Consider the following 21,025-nt stretch of genomic DNA (forward strand, 5'->3'; position numbering starts at 1 on the left):
CTGGCGTTGATTTTTGGCACGCTGTTGAGTTCTCAAGGAACGGACGCTTCCTTTGTACTCACCCTCTCGGGCTTTCCTCCGGGCGCTTCCCTTCGATGTCCCCGACTCTATCAGCGTTTTTCCCTCTCCCTGACCACGATCCGCAGGCATGCAGAAGGTGACCCCGAGATAGGATCTGACAAGTTGGGTTCTGCTGGACAAGGGCGCCGAGTAGCGCCACTCACCCTCAGGCAGGAGTACGACAGTACACGGGGCCGCGGAGGGGGCGCAAATCGATTCCCGGTATGGTCTAGACCACCAATCGGGAGCTCTCATGCGGAACCGATACTTCATCTGACATACCCTGCTGCTCAGTGCGCCGTCCCGCAGGTAGTGACGGCCCATATGCATCTCCACTCCTGGGAGGCTTCCCATGACCACCGTGACGTCCCCGATCGCAGGACGCGCCATCGGACTGGCAGCTGTGCCGGATCCGGTCTTCTCCGGGGCGATGGTCGGCCCTGGGACCGCCATCGACCCCGCACGTGAGCCTTCCGAGGCGGTCTCGCCCGTGGACGGAGTCATCGTTTCCCTCCATCCGCACGCCTTCGTCGTGGTCGACGAGAGCGGTCACGGTGTCCTCACCCACCTCGGGATCGACACTGTGCAGCTCAATGGCGAGGGTTTCGAACTCCTCGTCAATAAGGGAGACACCGTGACGCGCGGACAGGCCGTGGTGCGCTGGAACCCAGCCGCGGTCGAGGCGGCCGGCAAGTCCCCGGTGTGCCCGATCGTGGCGCTCGAGGCCACGGCCGAATCCCTGTCCGACCTTCGCCACGACGGCGATGTGAAGGCCGGCGACAGTCTCTTCGTCTGGAACTGACGGCATTGCCGTCCCTTCGACGGCGAACAGGACAACCACCGCGGCGGCCGGAGCCGCCGCACTATCGGAGACGGTGAGATGGAGACAACGCTGCGAGGCGTCGGCGTGAGCCATGGGGTGGCGATCGGCGAGGTTCGGCACATGGGAACGGCGGTGCTCGAACCGCCTGCCAAGCAGATTCCGGCGGAGGAGGCAGGGCGCGAGCAAGGCCGTGCCCGCAAGGCCGTGGAGGCTGTGGCAGCCGATCTGATTGCGCGCGGCAACCTGGCCGGGGGCGAAGCTCAGGCGGTGCTCGAGGCGCAGGCCATGATGGCCCAGGACCCCGAGCTGATGGCGGATGTGGATCGGCGTATCGCTGTGGGCAGCACCGCCGAGCGGGCGGTGTACGACGCCTTCGCGGCATATCGCGAGCTGCTGGCGAATGCGGGCGAGTACCTCGCCGGTCGTGTGGCCGACCTCGACGACGTGCGGAATCGTATCGTCGCCCGGCTGCTCGGGGTGCCCATGCCGGGTGTTCCGGACAGCGACGAGCCGTACGTGCTTGTCGCCCGTGACCTCGCCCCGGCCGACACGGCTCTGCTGGACCCCACCCTGGTGCTCGGCTTCGTCACGGAGGAGGGCGGGCCGACCAGTCACAGCGCGATCCTGGCGCGGGCGCTGGGTGTTCCGGCCGTGGTGGCGCTGCCCGGCGCCGGTGAGCTTGCCGAGGGAAAGCTGATCGCTGTCGACGGCAGCACCGGCGAGATCTTCGTGAATCCGAGCGACGAGAAGAAGGCGCAGTTGCGGGCCGCGGCCGCCGAGCGCAAGGCCGCGCTGGCGGCTTCGACCGGGCCGGGCGCCACCGCCGACGGCCACAAGGTGCCGCTGCTGGCGAACGTCGGCGGTCCGTCGGACGTCCCGGCCGCTGTCGAGGCCGGGGCCGAGGGGGTCGGCCTGTTCCGGACCGAGTTCCTGTTCCTGGACGACAGCAAGAACGCTCCGTCCGAGGAGAAGCAGGTCGAGGCCTACCGCCAGGTTCTCGAAGCGTTTCCCGAGGGTCGGGTCGTCGTCCGTGTGCTGGACGCTGGTGCGGACAAGCCGCTGGACTTCCTGACCCCGGCCGACGAGCCGAACCCGGCGCTCGGGGTGCGCGGTCTGCGGGCGCTGCTCGACCACCCCGACGTGCTGCGTACCCAGCTGACCGCACTGGCGAAGGCGGCCGAGGGCCTGCCGGTCTACCTCGAGGTGATGGCCCCGATGGTGGCGGACCGTGCCGACGCCAAGGCGTTCGCGGACGCGTGCCGCCAGGCCGGACTGCAGGCGAAGTTCGGTGCGATGGTGGAGATTCCCTCCGCTGCGCTGCGGGCCCGTTCGATTCTGCAGGAGGTCGAGTTCCTGTCGCTGGGGACGAACGACCTCGCCCAGTACACCTTCGCCGCCGACCGTCAGGTGGGCGCGGTGTCCCGTCTCCAGGACCCATGGCAGCCCGCGCTGCTCGACCTGGTCGCGCTCTCCGCGGAGGCGGCGAAGGCCGAGGGCAAGAGCTGTGGTGTCTGCGGTGAGGCCGCGGCCGACCCGCTGCTCGCATGTGTACTGACCGGTCTGGGTGTCACCTCCCTTTCCATGGGTGCGGCGTCGATTCCTTATGTCCGCGCGACTCTGGCCAAGTACACGTTGGCCCAGTGCGAGCGGGCCGCGGCGGCGGCGCGGGCTGCGGACGGTGCCGATGAAGCACGCGAGGCGGCTCGGGCGGTGCTCTCCGGCGAGTAGTCTCCGCGTCGGCCGTCGGGTGGTCGGCTGTTCTTGAGGGGCGCTCCACCTCTGGGTGGGGCGCCCCTGCGCTGTTCAGTGGTGGTGGCCCGATGCCGGCGCCTGCCCTCCGAGGTCGGGCGGTTCGCAGTAGTCGACGTCGGACTCCGGGGAGATGAGGTCTCCGTTCTCGACGTCGGTGCAGTAGGCGTCGAAGACCTCACCGGCGGTGAGGGGTGCGAGGCCGTCGCCGTGCAGTCGCCACCCGTAGATCAGATCGGAGCTGCCTGGCGCGCTGGTCCTCATGACGAGTCCGCCGGGGCTCTGGGTGGCGATGCCCAGGGCCAGGACCGTGGTGAACTCGAGCGCTTCTGCCTCGTCCAGTTGTGCGGCGCCGTCGATGTCGTCGTCGGCATGAAGTACGGAGACGAGCGTTTCCGGTGTGGCCGAGACGCTGCATACGGCGTGTCGATTGCCGGGCGGGGCGGTCTCGAGGATGCGGGCCAGGAGGTGCGAGGCCTTGGCGAAGGCCGCGCGGCCGATGTCCTCGCCGCATGATGCGCAGGCGCCGAGACGGGCGAGGAGTGTCGTCGCGTACTCCCAGGTGGCCTGCCGGACGGCTTCGTCGACGAGGGCGGGCACGAGGTCGCTGAGGGGCTGGCCCTCGTACGGGACGGTGGGGCCCGTGGTCGCGAGTTCGGCGGTGAAGCGAGTGCGGCTCGACGGGATGTCGGGGTCGAGGCCACTGTCCGTGCAGTACTCGGCGTACTCCTGCGGGTCGAAGAGGGCGACCGTGGTGTGGTTGCCCTGGGCCGCGCGGGCCTTGAGGAGCGCTTCGACCTGCTTGAGGTAGGTCGTGTGGTCGTCGAAGGTGAAGCTGCGGTAGCGCCGCATGGCGCGGAAGTCGTGCTCGTCGGTCAGCAGGCCGATGGTGCCGGCGATTTCGCGACGCAGGACGCGTCGCATGGTCCGGTCTTCGGTGTGCGCCATGTTTCCCCCTGTGCACGGTCGATCAATGCTCACTCACAGTAATCGACGGCACTGACAATGCGGGTCCGGTGAGGCGATCACGGACCACTCGGTGCTGAATCATGCAGGTCAGACCGATGGCGGTGCCGAAGGAGGCCCAGCCGATAGGGCCGGCGGCGATGGCGGCGGTGACCGCGAGTGGTCCGACGCTGCGCTGGGCGGACTGGGCCAGCCCGTGGACTCCGAGGTAGGCGCCCTGCGCGGTGTCCGGAGCGAGGGCCACGGACAGCTCCCAGGAAACGGTGGCGTGGAGCATCTCGGCCAGGGTGAAGGCGCAGGCCGATGCGGTGAGGAGGAGCGCGGCCGAGACTGCCCCGCCGGTGGCGGAGAGGCCCATGGTGGCGCCGCCCAGGACGAAGGCCGCCGAGAGCGGGATCAGCAGTCTCCGTGCGGCAGTCGTGGTGGCGCCGAAGCGTGCCAGGGGGACCTGAAGGGCCACCACCATGACGTTGTTGAGGACGAGTAGCAGGGGTGCGAGGCCTTGCGGTGCGTCGCTCGCGTGCGCGATCCATAGGGGCAGGCCGACCTTGAAGACGGCGTCGTCGAGGAAGAGGACGGTCTCGGTGGCGACGTAGGCGAGGTATGTGCGGTCGCCCCAGGGGTTCGTCGGCTTGGTCGCGGGGGACGGGTCCTTCGAGGTGGCGACCATTCTTCGGGTGGACTGGGGTTCTCCGCAGCGCATGGTGAGGAGTGCGGCGGCGACGAAGGAGAGGGCGTCGCCGGCGAGGAGCCACTGGTACGCGGCCGTGGTGCCGAGAGCGAGGGCGGCAGTGGCGGCGAGGCCGCCGATCGCCCATCCGGCATTGGCGAGGGTGCGGTGCACCGCCTGGTAGCGGACGCGGTCCGGCCCTGCGACACGGGTGGCGTAGAGCTTGGTGAGGACGCTCGCCGCGCGGTCCCCCAGACCGCCGAGCGAGGTGGAGACCAGCAGCAGGGCGTAGTGGTCCGTGACGAGCAGTGCGGAGGAGGCCAGCGCTCGCAGGAGTTGGACGGCTATGAGGACCCGGGTGAGCGGGAACCGGTCGGCGAGGCGGCCGCCGATGGGAGCGCCCGCGATGCCGATGGCTCCGGCGACGGCGGCGAGCGTGCCGATCCGGGCGACGGACAGTCCGGAGACGTAGGTGAAGTACAGGACGGAGACGGAGGCCCACAGGCCGCTGCCGATGCGGTCGACGAGGGCGGTGGCGAGCATTCTGCGTCCGTCGCGTCCTCCGGGAACGCGTCCCCACCATGTGACCGCGCGGCTCATCGGCTGCACTGCTCCCCCTTGCTTCCACTTATGTATTGGTACATAGTTGGCAACGTGGCAAAACAATATGGGATCAGCGGTACGACGGCCAAGGGAATTGCCGCGTCCGTCGAACGGGGCGTGGCCGAGGGCGCGTTGGGCCCAGGGGCCGCGCTGCCTCCCGTGCGGCGGCTCGCGGATGAGCTCGGGGTGAGTCCGGGGACGATTGCCACGGCCTACAAGGAGCTGCGGCAGCGGGGAATCGTGGTCACGCGCGGGCGCGGTGGAACGGTGGTGGCACCGGCTCCAGCGGTCGCCTCAAGACGGCCGCCCAAAGTCCCCTTGGGGTTGCGCGACTTGTCCGGCGGCCATCCGGATCCCCGGCTGCTCCCCGCTCTGGTGCCTCCTTCCCAGCTGTCCCCCGATGCGCGGTCACATCGTTCGACGCCCAGGCTGGAGCGACTGGAAGAGGCCGTGCGCAACTGGCTCCGGCCGGAGGGCGTGCCCGTGGATCATGTGACGTTCGCGCATGGGGCACTGGATCTGATCGGCCGGCTGCTGTCCGTCGAGTTGCGGCCCGGCGACGCCGTCGCCATGGAGGACCCCGGATACCACCATCTGCTGGATCTGGTCACGGCTCTGGGGCTGCGCAGCGTGCCGGTGGCCGTGGACGCCGAGGGTATGCGCCCCGAGGCCCTGGGCCAGGCCCTGCGGGCGGGTGTCCGAGCCGTGGTGTGCAGTCCGCGGGCGCAGAACCCGTATGGCGGCTGCTTCTCCGAGTCGCGCCGGGACGCGCTCGTCGACGTGCTTCGGGACGAGCCCGATGTGCTGGTCGTGGAGAACGACCATGCGTCCGAGGTGTCCGGTGCACCGCTCTGGACGCTCACCACCACTGGCCTGACCAGGTGGGTACATGTGCGGACGGTGAGCAAGTTCCTGGGCACCGATCTTCGGTGGGCAGCGGCGGCCTGCGATGCGACCACGCTGGCCCGGCACGAGGGACGGATGTTGCTGACGTCGGGCTGGGTCAGCCACCTGCTCCAGGAGACGGTGTACGGGCTGCTGGGCGACGCCGATACGCGCGCGTTGGTGACGCGCGCGCAGCAGGCGTACGCGCTGCGCCGGAACACTCTCCTCCACGAGCTCGGCGCACGGGGAATCCCGGCACACGGGGCGAGCGGCATGAACGTCTGGGTGCCCGTATTGGATGAGTCGGCCGTGGTGAACGGGCTGCGGTCGTACGGCTGGTGGGTCGCGGCCGGGGCGCGCTTCCGGTTGACCTCGAAGCCGGGGGTACGGATCACCGTCGCTGAACTCGAGTCGGCCGACGCGCGACGCCTGGCCTCGGACTTCGCCCTCGTGCTCGGCGAGTCCGAGGCCACCTATGGAGGATGACCGGCTCCTCCTGGAGGACTGTCAGGCGCGCTTGCGGGCGAGGTCCTCGTAGAAGTGCAACAGCTCCAGGTTGTCGATGGAGCCGGCGTTGACCGCCTTCTCCAGAGGAGTGCCCTGGAGGAGGCGCTTGACGGGGACCTCGATGCGCTTTCCGGTCAGGGTGTGCGGGATTCCGGGGACCTCGATGACCTCGTCGGGGACATGACGTGGCGAGAGCTGTTCCCGGATGGTCTGCTTGATGCGGTCCAGAAGAGCGTCGTCAAGGACTGTTCCGGAGGCCAGGTGCACGAAAAGGGGCATCCAGTAGCCGCCGTCGGGCTGTTCGATGCCGATGACGAGTGATTCCTTGATCTCGGGGAGGCGTTCGACGGCTTCGTAGATGTCGGCGGAGCCCATCCGGACGCCCTGGCGGTTGAGGGTGGAGTCGGAGCGGCCGTGGATGACGACGGAGCCACGGGAGGTGACCGTGATCCAGTCGCCGTGGCGCCACACACCGGGATACGTGTCGAAGTAGCTGTCGTGGTAGCGGCTGCCGTCGGGGTCGTTCCAGAAGTAGATCGGCATCGACGGCATGGGGTTGGTGACCACGAGCTCGCCGACCTCGTCGACGACCGGCTCGCCACTCGGGTCCCAGGCCTGCAGGTCGGTGCCCAGTCCGGGCGCCTGGAGTTCCCCGATGTACACGGGGAGGGTGGGTACGGCTCCGGCGAAGCATGAGCACACGTCCGTGCCGCCGCTGACGGAGGCGATCCAGAGGTCGTCGCGGACCTCGTCGTGCAGCCAGCGGAACCCGTCGGGCGGCAGTGGCGAGCCGGTGGTGGCGACGCACCGCACCCGGGAGAGGTCGAAGTCACGGGACGGATGGACACCCGCCTTGCGGCATGCCATGACGTACGCGGCCGAGGTGCCGTAGAGGGTGGCTCGGGTGCGTTCGGCCACCCGCCACTGGGCGCCTGTGTCCGGGTAGCCGGGGCTTCCGTCGTAGAGGACGACCGTTGTGCCGGTCAGCAGGCCGGAGACGAGGAAGTTCCACATCATCCAGCCGGTCGAGGTGTACCAGAAGAAACGGTCCTGGGGGCCGAGGTCGCAGTGCAGGCCGAGCTGCTTGAGGTGCTCGAGCAGGATGCCGCCCTGGGACTGGACGATGGCCTTGGGCAGGCCTGTCGTACCGGAGGAGTACAGGACCCACAGGGGGTGGTCGAAGGGGACCTGCTCGAAGACGGGTTCCACGTCCTCCGCTGTCAGGGCCGACCACTCCAGCGCGCCTTCGGGCGCCTCGGTGCCGAGGAGGGGGATGTGGACGACAGCACGCAGGGTCGGCAGTTCGCGGCGCAGTTCGGCGACGGTCTCGCGGCGGTCGTGCTGCTTGCCGCCGTAGCGGTAGCCGTCGACGGTGAACAGAACGACGGGTTCGACCTGCTGAAAGCGGTCGAGGACGCTGCGGGCGCCGAAGTCGGGAGCGCAGGACGTCCAGACGCCGCCTACGGCGGCCGTGGCCAGGAGCGCGACGACGGCCTGCGGGATGTTCGGGAGGTAGCCGCTGACGCGGTCTCCAGGGCGTACGCCGAGCTTGCGCAGCTCGGCGGCCAGGGAGCCGACCTCGCGGCGGAGCTCGGTCCAGGTCACCGGACGCGGCTCGTGCGTCTCGTCGACGTACAGGAGGGCCGGTTCGTCCGCGCGGGTGGCGGTCGCGCGCAGGGCGTGCTCGGCGTAGTTCAGCGTCGCCCCGGGGAACCACTGTGCGCCGGGCATGGAGCGGTCGCCCAGCACGCGCGCGTAGGGGGTCGAGAACCGTACGTCGAACCACTCCGCGACGGCCTTCCAGAAGGTGTCCAGCTCGTCGACGGACCAACGGTGCAGCGCCGCGTAGCCACCCTCGGCGGGAGCTCCGTGCCGTTCGGCCGCCCAGGCCTGGAACCTGGTGACCTGTGCCTGGGCAATGCGCTCCGGATCGGGCTGCCAGAGTGGCTGTGGGTTCAGGGTCATGGGGCGGCTCCCGGACTGTGCGCGTCGTGTGCGTCGGTCACGCACGGGCTGGCGTGTGCGCGTGACGCGGCTGACACGGACGATGCCATGTGATCGACTTCTGCACCAGGGCGCGTCCCACATAGTCCGTGCCGTGAAGATGTGGTCCCGGCACGGGTGAACGGAAGTTGAACGACACACCCGCGTGGGGCAGTCAATGGCAGGGTGAGCAACATGGACGGTCGTGACCTGGTGCGTTCGGTGAAGTTGGTCGGCTCCGCGGGGGCGGCTCAGAGGTTGCGTACCGTCCGGGCCGCGTGGCGCAGGAGGCGTGCTGACGCCGCCGGGCTGCCGCCGCGGGGCGCCGAGCGTGCCCGGGTCCCCGGTCCTGTGCAGGACGTGGAGCCGGGGCCGGGGGGCGGCATAGTCCGGTTCAGCCGTTCCGAGCTGCGGATCCTCGTCGCTGTGAACGGAGCCGTCTTCTGGGGTTGGGACGGAGCGGGTCCCGAGCCGTCGTACGCGCTGGCGGGGCGCTGCCCGGAGCCCGATCCGCGGGCGGTGCTGGAGCCGGACAAGGACGGCGGCTGGCGGGTGGTGGCCGAGCGGGTGACGGTGGCCGTCTCCCGGCACGGCGCGGTCGAGGTGCGCACGCCGGGAGGCGTGCCCCTGCGCCGCGACCTGCCACCCCGTTGGTGGGAGCCCGTCGGTGGTGGGCCGGCGCGTTGGAAGCAGCGGTCGGAGGTGCCTGCGGACGCGCGGTTCTTCGGGCTGGGCGGGCGGGCGTCGGGGCCCCGCCTGCGGGACGCAACCTACCGCCTGTGGAACACCGACCCCGGCCGTCCGTTCGTTCCTGGCGACGACCCGCTGTACCTCACCATGCCGGTGCAGGTGGTGGTGGCCGACGCGGCCACCCATCTGGTGTTCCACGACACCTCGTGGGACGGCACGGTGACCCTGCGGGAGGGCGAGGAGGGCGCCGGTTCCGGGCACGACCGGCCCGGCACGTGCGAACTGCGGATGGACGGCGGCCCGCTGCGCTGCTGGGTGATGGTGGGCACCCCCGCGCGCGTGCTGCTCGCCTGGGCCTCGCTCACCGGTGCGCCCGCGCTGCCGCCGGCGTGGGCACTCGGACACCAACACGCGCGGTGGGGCTTCGGCAGCGAGCAGGAGGTCCGGAGGATCGTCGCGGGCTACCAGGAGCACGGTCTGCCCCTCGACGCCGTCCACCTCGACATCGACCACTTCGACGAGCACCAGGTGTTCACCGTCGACCACGACCGCTTTCCCAAGCTGCCCGTGTTCGCCGAGGAACTGCGCAGGGACGGGATCCACCTGGTGTCGGTCGTCGACCCGGCGGTCAAGGCCGCGCCGGGGAACTCCGTGTACGACGGCGGGACAGCTCTGAACGCCTTCGTACGGGACGCCTCCGGGGAGCTCGTCCAAGGAGTCGCGTGGCCCGGGGCGACGGTGTACCCGGACTTCACGCACGCACGTGTGCGTGCGTGGTGGGGCGGTCTGTACGCGGAGCGGCTGGCACAGGGCTTCTCGGGGTTCTGGCACGACATGAACGAGCCGACGTCGTTCACCGCCTTCGGGGAGTCGACACTGCCGCGTTCGGCCCGGCACTCCCTCGATGAGCGCGGCGGCGACCACCGCGAGGCGCACAACGTCTACGCGCTGTGCATGGCCAGGGCGGCGTACGAGGGCCTGCGCGAACTGGCCCCCCAGGAGCGTCCGTTCCTCTTCTCGCGCTCCGGGTGGGCGGGCATGCAGCGGTACGGGGGCACGTGGTCCGGTGACGTGGCCACCGGCTGGCCCGGGCTGCGGGCGTCGCTGTCGCTGGTCCTGGGGCTGGGGCTGTGCGGAGTGCCGTACTCGGGGCCGGACGTGGGCGGCTTCGACGGAACTCCGTCGCCCGAGCTGTACCTGCGCTGGTTCCAACTGGCCTCGTACCTGCCGCTGTTCCGCACTCACGCGAGCCTGCGCGCGGGGCGCAGGGAGCCGTGGGAGTTCGGCTCCGAAACGCTGGAGCACGCGCGCGTGGCGCTCTCCGAGCGTCGGCGTCTGCTGCCCTACTTCATGACGCTGGCGCATCTGGCCAGGCGCACGGGGGCACCCTATGTGCGGCCGCTGTGGTGGGGTGCTCCCGAGGACCGCGTGCTGCGTGACTGCGGGGACGCGTTCTTGCTGGGTGACTGCTTGCTGGTGGCGCCAGTACTCGATCCGGGTGCGGACCGGTGTGCGGTGCAGTTGCCACGAGGGCTCTGGTACGACACGGCGACAGAGCAGGCCTATGAAGGGCCCGGCCAGGTGCTCGTCGACGCCCCCTTGTCGCGGATACCGGTGCTCGCGCGCGCGGGTTCCCTCATTCCCGTGCGCGGCGAGGACGGCTGCCTGGAACTCGAGGCGTGGGCGCCGGCCCGGGGACGCACGGGGGGCGGACTGGTGGTCCAGGACGCGGGCGACGGCTGGGACGAGCCGGAGGTGGAGCGCTACACCACCCGCTGGGAGGGTCGGCGGGTGGTCGTCGAGCGGGAGGGTGAGGACGGCGTGCGCGAGCCGTCCCACCCGGTGCGTGTACGAGGACTCGACGGGCACACGCCTCAGACGTAGCGGCCCTCGAAGAACGCCCGCACGGCCAGCGTGTGCAGGGGGAAGGCGAGCTCCTTCGGCCTGCGCAGGAGGTGCCAGCCCTCCGTCTCGTTCGTGGCGGCCGACGTCGGAAGGCGGTCGGCCGGGCATTCCGGAAGGAGCCCGAACAGCAGCAGGTGGCCGTCGGGAGAGCTCATCGCGTCGGCGAGCCGCACGTCGCGGCTCGCGGCGTCGATGCCGGTCTCCTCCTTGAGCTCGCGGACGACGGCGTGCCGCCAGTCCTCGCGGTCGTCGATGTAACCGCCTGGCAACGCGGTACCCCCGCGCGCGGGGGCGACGGTGCGGGTGATGACGACCAGTGCGGTGCCCTTCGTGTCGTACACGGGCTGGAGCGCGACTGCCACGGGCAGCGGATTGCGGTAGGCCACAGTGCCGCAGGCCGAGCAGGTGCGGGGCCAGCCGGAGACACCCTCTCCGTAGGGCGCTCCGCAGCTCGAACAGTGGGAGTCGAGCGCGGAGTTGGCGGTGGAGTGTTGATTTTCGGACACGCGGCGGACTGTATCCGATCACGGCGAGGACGTCTTCCCCGGGCGGCTCAGTGGTGTTTGGTGAGCGACTTGGCGGACACGGGGGAAGTCGAAGTAGACGGCCGGGTAGGGCTCGGGCTTGAACGTGCAGTGCCACCGTTCCTCGGCGAGGTTCACGAAACCGAGGCTTTCCAGTGTGCTCTTGAGCGGCAGTCTGTTGGTGCGCTGCACACCCTGGATGCGTGGGTCGAGGGTGTTGAAGCAGTCGAATCCGGTGCCCACGTCGACGGAGTTGTCGGAGAAGCGCTCGCCCTTGGGGGCACAGCAGGGCATCAGGGGCTCTCCGGGGTGGTACGGCCGGGTCGGTTTCGCCGGGAGCCCGACGATCGTGAGGTCCATGGTCGAGCCGCGGCTGTGGCCGGATTTCTCCGCGATGTGACGCCGTGACCGCGGCCTCCGCCACCGCCTCTCCACCGCCCTGGAGTTGCAGTGGTACGAGGATCTGGGGCTGCGCGGCGAGGGCGCAAAGCTGCTGCGCGAGGGCGCGACGAGGCCGGGCGGGCGCATACCCGTGAACGCGCGGCTCCGATACGCTGCGTGATCACCTCGAAATGATGCGTGAACGTCTCATGAACTGCGCCTGGGCGCATCCCAGTAGCGCCATCATGCTTCCCGTGCACTCCTGGACGGACACTCTCCGTTTCGCATTCCAACCGGTGATCAACCTCTCGACCGGCGGGGTCGCGGGGCTGGAGATACTTGCCCGCCCGGAGACCGGCGACGTCCTGGCCGAGGCCCGCCGCGACCCCGAAGTCGACGGCAGACTGGCCCTGTCGGCCGTCCACGCGGCGGCACACAAGGAGACCCTGCTGCCACTGCACGTGAACGTGTTCGCCGGCACCCTGGCCGACCTCGGCGGGCTCACCCCGCTGCACGACGCGGTGCGTCAGGCGGGGCGGCTGCCGTGGGAGGTGACCGTCGACGTCGGACCGCCGTTCACTCATGTGCCGCAGCCCGCGCTGCTGGAGGCGGTGAGCGCGCTGCGAGGTCAGGGTTTCCGGATCAGTGCGGACGGCGTCGGGGACGGGGACGTCCCCCTGCGACTGCTCACGGACATGGCACCCGACCTGGTGAAGCTCGACGCATCGCTGCTGGCGCGGCCGACGGCGGTACGGGCGATGCGGACACTGTGCGACGGGCTGGGAGCGCTGCTGTGCGTCGAGGGCGTGGAGACAGAGCTGCAGTGCGCGGCCGCGCTGTCGGCCGGGGCGCAACTGGCACAGGGCGACCTGTTCGCGCCGCCGTCCCGGCTGCCCGGGGTGGACGTATACGTTCCGCCGCGCTCCCCCGACGCCGTGCCCAACCCGCGGTCGGGGCCGTCGATCCGGGAGTTCGTACGGCCCGCCGCGCTGCTGCCCGCGACCGCTTCCGCGGGGCAGGTGCGGGCGCTGCTGACCGGGTCACCAGAGGTGTCCGGGGTACTGCTCGTGGACCGGACCGGGGTCCCGGTCCGGTCGGTGCACCGGTCCAGGTTCCTGCTGTCGATGTCGGGACCCTACGGACATGCCCTGTACGCCGACAGGCCGGCTGCGAAGCTCGGAGATCCGCCGCGCACGGTCGGCATCGACGCCACGGCCTGGGAGGTGCTCGATGTGGTGGCGATCGGCGGGCGGGGCCGTACCTCGGACGATGTGGCGGTGGTCGACCACCATGGGCGGTGCGTGGGCGTCGTACGGCTCGCGGACCTCGTTCGGTCGCTGGCCGAGTCCCGGGTCGAGGAGGCGGCCGGACTCAATCCGCTGACGCGGCTGCCGGGCACCGACGCGATCACCGATGAGGTCGACCGGCGCATCGCGGACGGGCGGACGTTCGCCCTGAGTTGGCTGGACGTGGACCACTTCAAACAAGTCAACGACGGAGCCGGGTTCGCCGCGGGCGACGAGCTGATCCGGTCAGTGGGCCGGGCACTGCAGCGGGCGGCGTCCGGGAGCACCCGCGTGGGCCACATCGGCGGGGACGACTTCCTGGTCCTCACGGATCCGGAGGAGCTCGATCCGCTGGCTGCCTCCGTGCTGGACGCGTCCTGGTCGGCGAGTGGACGTACCGTCACGTTGTCCCTCGCCACGGTCGTCTGCACACCCGGCAGTGTGACGGATCACCGCCAGGCGGCCGGCTGGCTGGCCCCGCTGAAGAAGACCGCGAAGTCGTTGCACGGCGCGAGCTGGGTCCTGGGCCGTGCGGGAATGCCCGGGCACGAGGTCCGGCGCGGCTCGGGGGCGGCCCCGACCCGGACGGCATGGGCGGCGGCGGAACCGGGGACGGGCTGAGCGGTGGGGGAACGGTGGCGCGGCGCTCGAAACCTTGGGGCGGGGCAGAGATCCAGAGCTGTCCGCCGAATCAGGTAGGAGGTTGGTGAGCAGCGCATCAGCGCACCCACGTCCCGCGTCGCCGGCGTGATCTGCCGGACGGGCCCCGGGGCCCGGGGCGAGGTAGCCTGAGCTTTGAAGGCCGTTTCGTCATGCCGAGCTCACCGAGCGACCACGTGTGACGGCGGCGTGCCCCGTCGCGTCGCCCTCAACCGTTGCCGTCGGTGTGCTTGACGCTCCATGGGTGCCGGTGAACACTTCCCGGTGTCAGTCGACATCGCCGTACATTCTCGGCGTATTCCGGCACTGTGCCGGACGGGCCCTTGAGTCAGGTCCCGTTCCTCCAATGGGCGGTTCGGCTGCAACGGCACGCTCGTCACGGACGCCGGGCGGGGCGCGGGCACCACCTGCCCTGGCAGAAGTCGCCAAGGGAACCGCACCCTGCACGGAGCGCCGGATCGATCATCCGGGGCCCGGCCTAGGAGCAGCCATGAGCAACGGAGACATATTCGTCGGCGAGGTCATCGGTACCGCGATTCTGGCCCTGTTCGGCGCGAGCGTCTTCGCCGCTGTCACCCTGAGATATTCCGGGGCGAGAGCCTCGGGGTCGGTGGTGAACGCGTTCGGCCGCGGTTCGGCGTGCCGGTGTACACCGCCGCTGCGCTGTCCGGCGGACAGATCAACCGCGCCGTCACCGTCGGTGGCGCGGTCGTCGACGCTCGGCGGCTTCTCCACCATCCCCGCGATCCGGAATCCGGTGGCCAACCCGATCACCGAGATCGTCGCGCTCGTCCTGCCGATCCTCGTCTTCGGGCTGACAGACGGACTCGGTACGCCCGGCACGCTGGTGCTGATCGTGCCGCCGCTTGTCGTCGGCATCGGCCTCTCCCTCGGCTACGCCATCGGCCCGCGCATCATGCACAGCTTCCTGCCGATCCTGAACAAGGGCACCCCCGAACGGGGCTACGCCTGGATCCCCGTTGTCGGCCCGCTGATCGGCGGAGCACCGGCGGGCCTCACCTACAACGCAGCCTTCTGAAACGAGCCCAAGGGGTAGCCATGACGGACAACGCCGAGAAGTACGTCGCCGCGATCGACCAGGGCACCACATCCAGCCGCTGCATCGTCTTCAACCAGGACGGTGCGATCGTCGCCGTCGACCAGCGCGAGCACCGCCAGATCTTCCCCAAGCCCGGCTGGGTGGAGCACGACGCCACGGAGATCTGGGCCAAGGTGCAGGCAGTGGTCGCCGGGGCGGTCGCGAAGGCCGGTCTGCGTGCCGACCAGCTCAGCGCGCTCGGCATCACCAACCAGCGCGAGACGACGGTCCTGTGGGACCGGGCGACGGGCAAGCCCGTGCACAACGCCATCGTGTGGCAGGACACGCGCACCGCCACACTCTGTCACGAGCTGGGCGGCTCGGACGGACAGGACCGCTTCCGCGAGCAGACCGGGCTGCCGCTGGCCAGCTATTTCTCCGGCCCCAAGGCTGCCTGGTTGCTCGACAACGTGCCAGGTCTCAGGGACCGTGCCGAGCGCGGCGAGATCGCCTTCGGCACGATCGACTCCTGGCTGATCTGGAACCTGACCGGTGGCACGGACGGGGGGCACCACGTCACCGACGTGACCAACGCCGGCCGCACCATGCTGATGAACCTCGAGAGTCTTCAGTGGGATCCCTCCATCCTGTCCGCGATGAACGTGCCGGAAGCCGTCCTGCCCGAGATCAAGTCGTCCGCCGAGGTGTACGGAACCGCCGTCGGCCAGCTCGCCGGCGTCCCGGTCGCCTCGGCGCTGGGCGACCAGCAGGCGGCCGTGTTCGGGCAGGCCTGCTACGACGTGGGGACGGCGAAGAACACATACGGCACGGGCAGCTTCCTTCTGCTCAACACCGGCAACCGGCCGGTGCCGTCCAAGAGCGGGCTGCTGACGACGATGGGATACAAGATCGGCACTGAGGCGCCCGTCTACTGCCTGGAGGGCTCCATTGCGATAACGGGCGCGCTCGTGCAGTGGTTCCGCGACCAGCTCGGCATCATCCGGACCGCCGACGAGATCGAGCCGCTGGCGGCAAGCGTCGACGACAACGGCGGCGCGTACATCGTGCCCGCATTCTCCGGCCTGTTCGCGCCCTACTGGCGTTCCGACGCGCGCGGTGTCGTCACGGGGCTGACCCGGTACGTCACGAAGGCACATCTCGCGCGCGCGGTGCTGGAGGCGACGAGCTGGCAGACGCGCGAGGTCGTGGACGCCATGTTCCAGGACTCGGGGGTGCACATCACGACCCTGAAAGTGGACGGCGGCATGACGAAGAACAACCTGCTCATGCAGCACCAGGCGGACGTGCTCGGCGTGCCCGTGATCCGCCCCAAGGTCTCCGAGACGACCTGCCTGGGCGCCGCGTACGCGGCCGGCCTTGCCACCGGTGTGTGGAACGACCTCGACGAGCTCAAGGCCCACTGGCAGAAGGATGTCGAGTGGACACCGGCCATGGAGGCCTCGGTGCGCGACCGCGAGTACCACAACTGGCACAAGGCGGTGGAGAAGAGCTTCGGCTGGGTGGAGAAAGGTGACAACTAGTCACGCACGCGTGTACAGGTCGTGCAGCACGCGCGCGTGGGTGTTCGCGCAGGGCTGCGGCCCGTACCCCGGCCGGCGGGGGTACGGGCCGCGCGCGTGCGGTCAGGTGGTGACGACCTGGCGGCGGGTCGCGGCGTAGGCCATCGCGTGCTCGACGACACCGATGAGGATGTCCTTGACCGACTCGCGGGCGCGGGCGTCGCACAGCAGGAGCGGCACGTCGTCGTCGAGGTCGAGGGCTCTGCGGATGTCCTCGGCCGGGTAACGGGGTGCCCCCTCGAAGCAGTTGACGCCGACGAGGAAAGGTATGGAACGCCGCTCGAAGTAGTCGATGGCGGCGAAGCAGTCCTCCAGGCGACGCGTGTCGGCGAGGACGACGGCGCCGAGGGCGCCTTCGGAGAGTTCGTCCCACATGAACCAGAACCGCTCCTGGCCGGGCGTACCGAAGAGGTACAGCACCAGGTCCTCGCGGAGGGTGATGCGCCCGAAGTCCATGGCGACGGTGGTGGTGTGCTTGCCCTCCACGCCGCGGGTGTCGTCGACCGGGCGCCCGGCCTCGGTGAGCAGTTCCTCGGTGCGCAGCGGCCTGATCTCGCTCACCGCGCCGACGAGGGTGGTCTTGCCCACGCCGAAACCGCCGGCCACAAGGATCTTGAGCGTGACGGGCTCGACCGGGGGCTTGCCGCGCTCAGAACGCCCGAAGATCATCGATCACTTCTCCTGCTTGATGGTGGGGTCGGCCGACGGTGGACCGTAGCCTCCGCCGCCGGGGGTTTCGATGACGAGTACGTCGCCGGGGTGGACGTCCACCGTGTCGCTTCCGCGGAGTCGGACGACGGTGCCGTCCGCGCGTTCCACCCGGTTGACGCCCAGGGCGCCGGGCTCGCCGCCGGCCATGCCGTACGGCGGCACCCTGCGGTGCTGTGACAGGGTGGAAACGGTCATGGGCTCGTGGAACCGGATGCGGCGCACGGCTCCGTCCCCGCCACGCCAGCGTCCCGCGCCACCGCTGCCGCGCCGGACCGCGAACTCGTCGAGTCGGACCGGCAGGCGCCACTCCAGGACTTCTGGATCCGTCAGCCGCGAGTTGGTCATGTGGGTCTGGACGACGCTCGCGCCGGGAAAGCCGTCCCCCGCGCCCGATCCGGAGGCAACGGTCTCGTAGTACTGGTGGCGTTCGTTGCCGAAGGTGACGTTGTTCATGGTGCCGGAGCCCTCTGCCTGGACGCCGAGAGCCGCATAGAGCGCCCCGGTGATCGCCTGGGAGGTCTCCACGTTGCCCGCGACGACGGCGGCCGGGGGCTCCGGCGCGAGCATGGAGCCCGGCGGCACGACGATGTCCAGGGGGCGCAGACAGCCGTCGTTGAGAGGGATGTCGTCGTCGACGAGAGTGCGGAAAACATACAGGACGGCCGCGTTGACCACCGAGAACGGCGCGTTGAAGTTGGTGCCCAACTGCGCCGAGGTACCAGTGAAGTCGATGGTGGCCGAGCGGTTTTCGCGGTCCACGCGCACGCGCACGCGGATGACGGCGCCCGAGTCGGTCTCGTAGGCGTACTCGCCGTCGTCCAGGGCGTCGATGACCCGGCGTACGGCCTCTTCGGCATTGTCCTGGACGTGTCTCATGTAGGCCTGGACGACGTCAAGGCCCAAGTTCTCGATCATGCGGCCGACTTCGTCGACGCCCTTCTGGTTCGCGGCGATCTGGGCGCGGAGGTCGGCGAGGTTGGTCTTCGCGTTGCGGGACGGGTGGGGTGCGTCGGTGAGGAGGCGGAGGGTCTCCTCCTCGCGGAAGCGGCCTTCCTCGGCAAGTAGCCAGTCGTCGAAGAGGACGCCTTCCTCTTCGATGGTGCGGCTGTCGGCGGGCATGGAGCCCGGGGCGATGCCGCCGATCTCGGCGTGGTGGCCGCGGGAGGCGACGTAGAAGAGGATGCGGTCACCCTGCGTGTTGCCGGTTGTCTCGGTGTCGAAGACCGGGGTGATCACGGTGACGTCCGGAAGGTGGGTGCCGCCGTGGTACGGGTCGTTGACGGCGTAGGTGTCCCCGGGCCGCATCGCATCGCCTCGGCGCCCGATGACCTCCTTGACGCTCGTGCCCATCGAGCCCAGGTGGACAGGGATGTGCGGGGCGTTGGCCACCAGGTTTCCATCCGGGTCGAAGAGGGCGCAGGAGAAGTCCAGGCGTTCTTTGATGTTGACGGACTGGGCGGTGGACTCCAGGCGGGCGCCCATCTGTTCAGCGATCGACATGAAGAGGTTGTTGAAGACCTCGAGGAGAACCGGGTCGGCTTTCGTGTCGAGATCGGAACTCTGCGTAACCGCCGCGCGTTCCATGACCAGATGCCCGTCGTCGGTCGTCGCGGCCTGCCAGCCGTCGTCGACGACGGTCGTCGCGCTGGTCTCGGTAATGATCGCGGGGCCGGTCACGGTCTCGCCGGGGGGCAGGTCCTCGCGGCGGTGCAGGGGTACGTCGCGCCAGGCGCCGCCGGTGTGGAGACGGACGGTCTCGGGTGTGACGGAGCGGCCTTCGTACGGGGCGAGGGCGGACAGATCGGGGGGTTCGGTGATGCCAGTGGCTTCGACGGAGAGCGCTTCGACGACGATCGGGCGGTCCAGGACGAAGGAGTACGTGGCGCGATGACGTTCTTCGAAGGCGTGCCTCATGGCGTCGGGCTCAGTCAGCTCGACGGTGAGGGTGGTGTCGGTTCCGTCGTAGCGGAGCTGGGCGCGGCGGGTGACGCGGACGCGCTCTTCCGGGACGTCCTCGGCGAGGAGTTCGGTGCGGGCCGCGGCCTCCAGGTCGTCGGCCGTCTTGTGGACGCCGGGCATGGAGGCCGCTTCCAGCGGTGCCTCGACGGACTGTTCGCGCATGGCCGTGGTGTCGGCGAGGCCGATGCCGAGCGCGGACAGGACACCGGCCATGGGAGGCACGAGGACCGTGCGGATGCCGAGCGAGTCCGCGACCTTGCAGGCGTGCTGACCGCCCGCACCACCGAAGGTGGTGAGGGCGTAGCGGGTGACGTCGTGGCCCTTCTGCACGGAGATCCGCTTCACGGCGTTGGCGATGTTGGCCACGGCGATCTGCAGGTAGCCCTCGGCGACCTGCTCGGGGGTGCGCTCGTCGCCGGTCTGCTCGCGGATCTCGTTCGTGAGGGCGGTGAAACGGTCGCGGACGAGCGCCTCGTCGAGGGGTTGGTCCCCGTCGGGGCCGAACACCTGCGGGAAGTGGGTCGGTTGGATGCGGCCGAGCATGACGTTGGCGTCGGTGACGGCGAGCGGGCCGCCACCGCGGTAGCAGGCGGGCCCCGGGTCCGCGCCCGCCGAGTCCGGCCCCACGCGGTAGCGCGATCCGTCGAAGTGGAGGACGGAGCCGCCGCCGGCCGCGACGGTGTGGATGTCCAGCATGGGCGCGCGCAGCCGCACCCCCGCGATCTGCGTGGTGAAGACGCGCTCGTACTCACCCGCGAAGTGCGAGACATCGGTGGAGGTGCCGCCCATGTCGAAGCCGATGACGCGGTCGAAGCCGGCGAGCTGCGACATGCGGGCCATGCCGACGATGCCGCCCGCGGGGCCGGACAGGATGGCGTCCTTGCCGCGGAACTGTCCGGCTTCGGCAAGACCTCCGTTGGACTGCATGAACATCAGTCGGACGCCCTCGAGTTCACCGGCGACGTGCTGGACGTATCGGCGCAGTACGGGCGAGAGGTAAGCGTCGACGACGGCGGTGTCGCCGCGCGGTACGAGCTTCATCAGTGGGCTGACCTCGCTGGACAGCGAGATCTGCGGGAAGCCGATGCGGGCGGCGACCTCGCGGACGGCGTGCTCGTGGGCGGGATGGAGGTGGCTGTGCATGCAGACCACCGCGACGGCGCGGATCCCGTCGTCGTAGGCCTCCTGGAGGGGACCTGCGAGGGAGTCCAGGTCCGGGGTGCGCAGGACGGTGCCGTCGGCGGCGATGCGCTCGTCGATCTCGACGACGCGCTCGTAGAGCAGCTCGGGCAGTTCGATGCGGCGGGCGAAAATGTGAGGGCGGTTCTGGTAGGCGATGCGCAGGGCGTCGCGGAAGCCGCGGGTGGTGACGAGCAGAGTTCGCTCGCCCTTGCGCTCCAGGAGGGCGTTGGTGGCGACCGTGGTACCCATGCGGACGGCCTCGACGGGGTCCCGCGAGCCGTCGAGGAGCCGACGCACGCCCGCGACCGCCGCGTCGGCGTAGCGCGCGGGATTGTCCGACAGCAGCTTGTGTGTCAGCAGCTTGCCGTCCGGGCGCCGCGCGACGATGTCGGTGAAGGTACCGCCCCGGTCCACCCAGAACTGCCAGCCTGTCACGTCTTCACCCCGCTTCCACGCTGCTCAGAGCGCCCGGAGGCCGTTGATCACGTCGCGCAGAATACTCTCGTCCGGCAGTTCGGCAGGGGGTACGGGCCGATTCACATGGACGAATTCCCCGTCCACGAGATCCCCGACGAGGACTCGCACCACTCCGATGGGCAGGTCGAGCTCGGCGGCGAGTTCGGCCACCGACTGCGGGGTGCCACGGCACAGCTCGACGATGTCCACGTGTTCCGGGGACAGGCTGGGATCCCCCACCGGGTCGTCCGCGTGGGGTTCCGTGACGACCACCGCGATCAGATCGAGGCGGTGCTGAGCCGCACTGGTGGTGCGGCCGCGTGTCATGGCGTACGGACGGACAACCGGCCCGGCGTCGTCGTCGAACCACTGGCTTCTGCGCTGACCGTCAGTGCTCATGCCATCT

At 70.0% G+C, this 21,025-nt stretch carries 12 protein-coding genes and 3 pseudogenes; 7 read left to right on the forward strand and 8 right to left on the reverse strand.

Translation table 11 applies throughout. The features are described 5' to 3' along the window. The first annotated feature begins 412 nt into the window (after nucleotides 1-412). A complete protein-coding gene (locus tag ACFY16_RS33990; protein ID WP_390651080.1) occupies nucleotides 413-862 on the forward strand; it encodes a PTS glucose transporter subunit IIA in 450 nt (149 codons plus the stop codon). Between the two features lie 78 nt (nucleotides 863-940). Further along, nucleotides 941-2,611, forward strand: coding sequence for a phosphoenolpyruvate--protein phosphotransferase (gene ptsP / locus ACFY16_RS33995; protein WP_390651081.1), 1,671 nt, complete (start codon nucleotides 941-943; stop codon nucleotides 2,609-2,611). A 75-nt stretch (nucleotides 2,612-2,686) separates the two neighbouring features. Here ptsP and ACFY16_RS34000 read toward each other — a convergent pair whose 3' ends face one another. Both ACFY16_RS34000 and ACFY16_RS34005 read right to left on the reverse strand, forming a co-directional pair. After that, nucleotides 2,687-3,580 carry a hypothetical protein gene (locus tag ACFY16_RS34000; protein ID WP_390651082.1) on the reverse strand — a complete coding sequence of 298 codons (894 nt, stop codon included), beginning with the start codon at nucleotides 3,578-3,580 and terminating at the stop codon, nucleotides 2,687-2,689. 22 nt (nucleotides 3,581-3,602) lie between these two features. Beyond that, nucleotides 3,603-4,811, reverse strand: a complete 1,209-nt coding sequence (locus ACFY16_RS34005; protein WP_390651083.1) for an MFS transporter — start codon at nucleotides 4,809-4,811, stop codon at nucleotides 3,603-3,605. Between the two features lie 87 nt (nucleotides 4,812-4,898). Between ACFY16_RS34005 and ACFY16_RS34010 the strand changes: the two genes are divergently transcribed. Then, nucleotides 4,899-6,242, forward strand: a complete 1,344-nt coding sequence (locus ACFY16_RS34010; RefSeq protein WP_390651084.1) for an aminotransferase class I/II-fold pyridoxal phosphate-dependent enzyme — start codon at nucleotides 4,899-4,901, stop codon at nucleotides 6,240-6,242. A gap of 21 nt (nucleotides 6,243-6,263) precedes the next feature. On the opposite strand, the gene ACFY16_RS34015 is transcribed toward ACFY16_RS34010, so the two are convergent. After that, complete coding sequence (locus ACFY16_RS34015) at nucleotides 6,264-8,228, reverse strand: acetoacetate--CoA ligase (RefSeq protein WP_390651085.1); 1,965 nt, start codon at nucleotides 8,226-8,228, stop codon at nucleotides 6,264-6,266. Nucleotides 8,229-8,441: 213 nt separating this feature from the next. Between ACFY16_RS34015 and ACFY16_RS34020 the strand changes: the two genes are divergently transcribed. After that, nucleotides 8,442-10,820, forward strand: coding sequence for a TIM-barrel domain-containing protein (locus ACFY16_RS34020; protein ID WP_390651086.1), 2,379 nt, complete (start codon nucleotides 8,442-8,444; stop codon nucleotides 10,818-10,820). Here the strand turns inward: ACFY16_RS34020 and ACFY16_RS34025 are convergent. Continuing rightward, nucleotides 10,811-11,347, reverse strand: coding sequence for an NUDIX domain-containing protein (locus ACFY16_RS34025; RefSeq protein WP_390651087.1), 537 nt, complete (start codon nucleotides 11,345-11,347; stop codon nucleotides 10,811-10,813). The two genes, ACFY16_RS34020 and ACFY16_RS34025, sit on opposite strands and share 10 nt — an antisense overlap. Nucleotides 11,348-11,394: 47 nt before the next feature. Then, nucleotides 11,395-11,764: pseudogene (locus tag ACFY16_RS34030) on the reverse strand (D-alanyl-D-alanine dipeptidase); the annotation flags it as partial. A gap of 236 nt (nucleotides 11,765-12,000) precedes the next feature. On the opposite strand from ACFY16_RS34030, the gene ACFY16_RS34035 reads away from it, so the two are divergent. The 3 genes and pseudogenes from ACFY16_RS34035 (at nucleotide 12,001) to glpK (ending at nucleotide 16,272) form a co-directional block, all read left to right on the forward strand. Further along, nucleotides 12,001-13,653, forward strand: coding sequence for a GGDEF domain-containing protein (locus tag ACFY16_RS34035; protein ID WP_390651088.1), 1,653 nt, complete (start codon nucleotides 12,001-12,003; stop codon nucleotides 13,651-13,653). 529 nt (nucleotides 13,654-14,182) lie between these two features. Further along, nucleotides 14,183-14,731 (forward strand): annotated as a pseudogene (locus ACFY16_RS34040) (aquaporin family protein). Between the two features lie 20 nt (nucleotides 14,732-14,751). Next, the gene (glpK, locus tag ACFY16_RS34045) at nucleotides 14,752-16,272 is read left to right on the forward strand and encodes a glycerol kinase GlpK (protein ID WP_390651089.1); all 1,521 of its coding nucleotides are present in this window, start codon (nucleotides 14,752-14,754) and stop codon (nucleotides 16,270-16,272) included. Between the two features lie 102 nt (nucleotides 16,273-16,374). Here glpK and ACFY16_RS34050 read toward each other — a convergent pair whose 3' ends face one another. From ACFY16_RS34050 to ACFY16_RS34060, 3 genes and pseudogenes are all read right to left on the reverse strand, one after another. Next, nucleotides 16,375-16,980, reverse strand: coding sequence for an ATP/GTP-binding protein (locus ACFY16_RS34050; protein ID WP_390651090.1), 606 nt, complete (start codon nucleotides 16,978-16,980; stop codon nucleotides 16,375-16,377). Further along, nucleotides 16,961-20,598 (reverse strand): annotated as a pseudogene (locus ACFY16_RS34055) (hydantoinase B/oxoprolinase family protein). Before ACFY16_RS34055 ends, ACFY16_RS34050 begins: the two are co-directional and overlap by 20 nt. A gap of 24 nt (nucleotides 20,599-20,622) precedes the next feature. Continuing rightward, entirely contained in the window at nucleotides 20,623-21,018 is a 396-nt protein-coding gene (locus ACFY16_RS34060) for a DUF742 domain-containing protein (protein WP_390651091.1), read from the reverse strand. Nucleotides 21,019-21,025 lie beyond the last annotated feature (7 nt).

This window comes from Streptomyces sp. NPDC001315 (assembly GCF_042896175.1).
In the GTDB taxonomy this organism is placed as follows: domain Bacteria; phylum Actinomycetota; class Actinomycetes; order Streptomycetales; family Streptomycetaceae; genus Streptomyces.

What these genes read in the sequence shown, in the direction of transcription:
- ACFY16_RS33990 (WP_390651080.1), top strand. Translation starts at nt 413, where the DNA reads ATGACCACCGTGACGTCCCCGATCGCAGGACGCGCCATCGGACTGGCA.
- ptsP (WP_390651081.1), top strand. Translation starts at nt 941, where the DNA reads ATGGAGACAACGCTGCGAGGCGTCGGCGTGAGCCATGGGGTGGCGATC.
- ACFY16_RS34000 (WP_390651082.1), bottom strand. Translation starts at nt 3,580, where the DNA reads ATGGCGCACACCGAAGACCGGACCATGCGACGCGTCCTGCGTCGCGAA.
- ACFY16_RS34005 (WP_390651083.1), bottom strand. Translation starts at nt 4,811, where the DNA reads ATGCTCGCCACCGCCCTCGTCGACCGCATCGGCAGCGGCCTGTGGGCC.
- ACFY16_RS34010 (WP_390651084.1), top strand. Translation starts at nt 4,899, where the DNA reads ATGTATTGGTACATAGTTGGCAACGTGGCAAAACAATATGGGATCAGC.
- ACFY16_RS34015 (WP_390651085.1), bottom strand. Translation starts at nt 8,228, where the DNA reads ATGACCCTGAACCCACAGCCACTCTGGCAGCCCGATCCGGAGCGCATT.
- ACFY16_RS34020 (WP_390651086.1), top strand. Translation starts at nt 8,442, where the DNA reads ATGGACGGTCGTGACCTGGTGCGTTCGGTGAAGTTGGTCGGCTCCGCG.
- glpK (WP_390651089.1), top strand. Translation starts at nt 14,752, where the DNA reads ATGACGGACAACGCCGAGAAGTACGTCGCCGCGATCGACCAGGGCACC.
- ACFY16_RS34050 (WP_390651090.1), bottom strand. Translation starts at nt 16,980, where the DNA reads ATGATCTTCGGGCGTTCTGAGCGCGGCAAGCCCCCGGTCGAGCCCGTC.
- ACFY16_RS34060 (WP_390651091.1), bottom strand. Translation starts at nt 21,018, where the DNA reads ATGAGCACTGACGGTCAGCGCAGAAGCCAGTGGTTCGACGACGACGCC.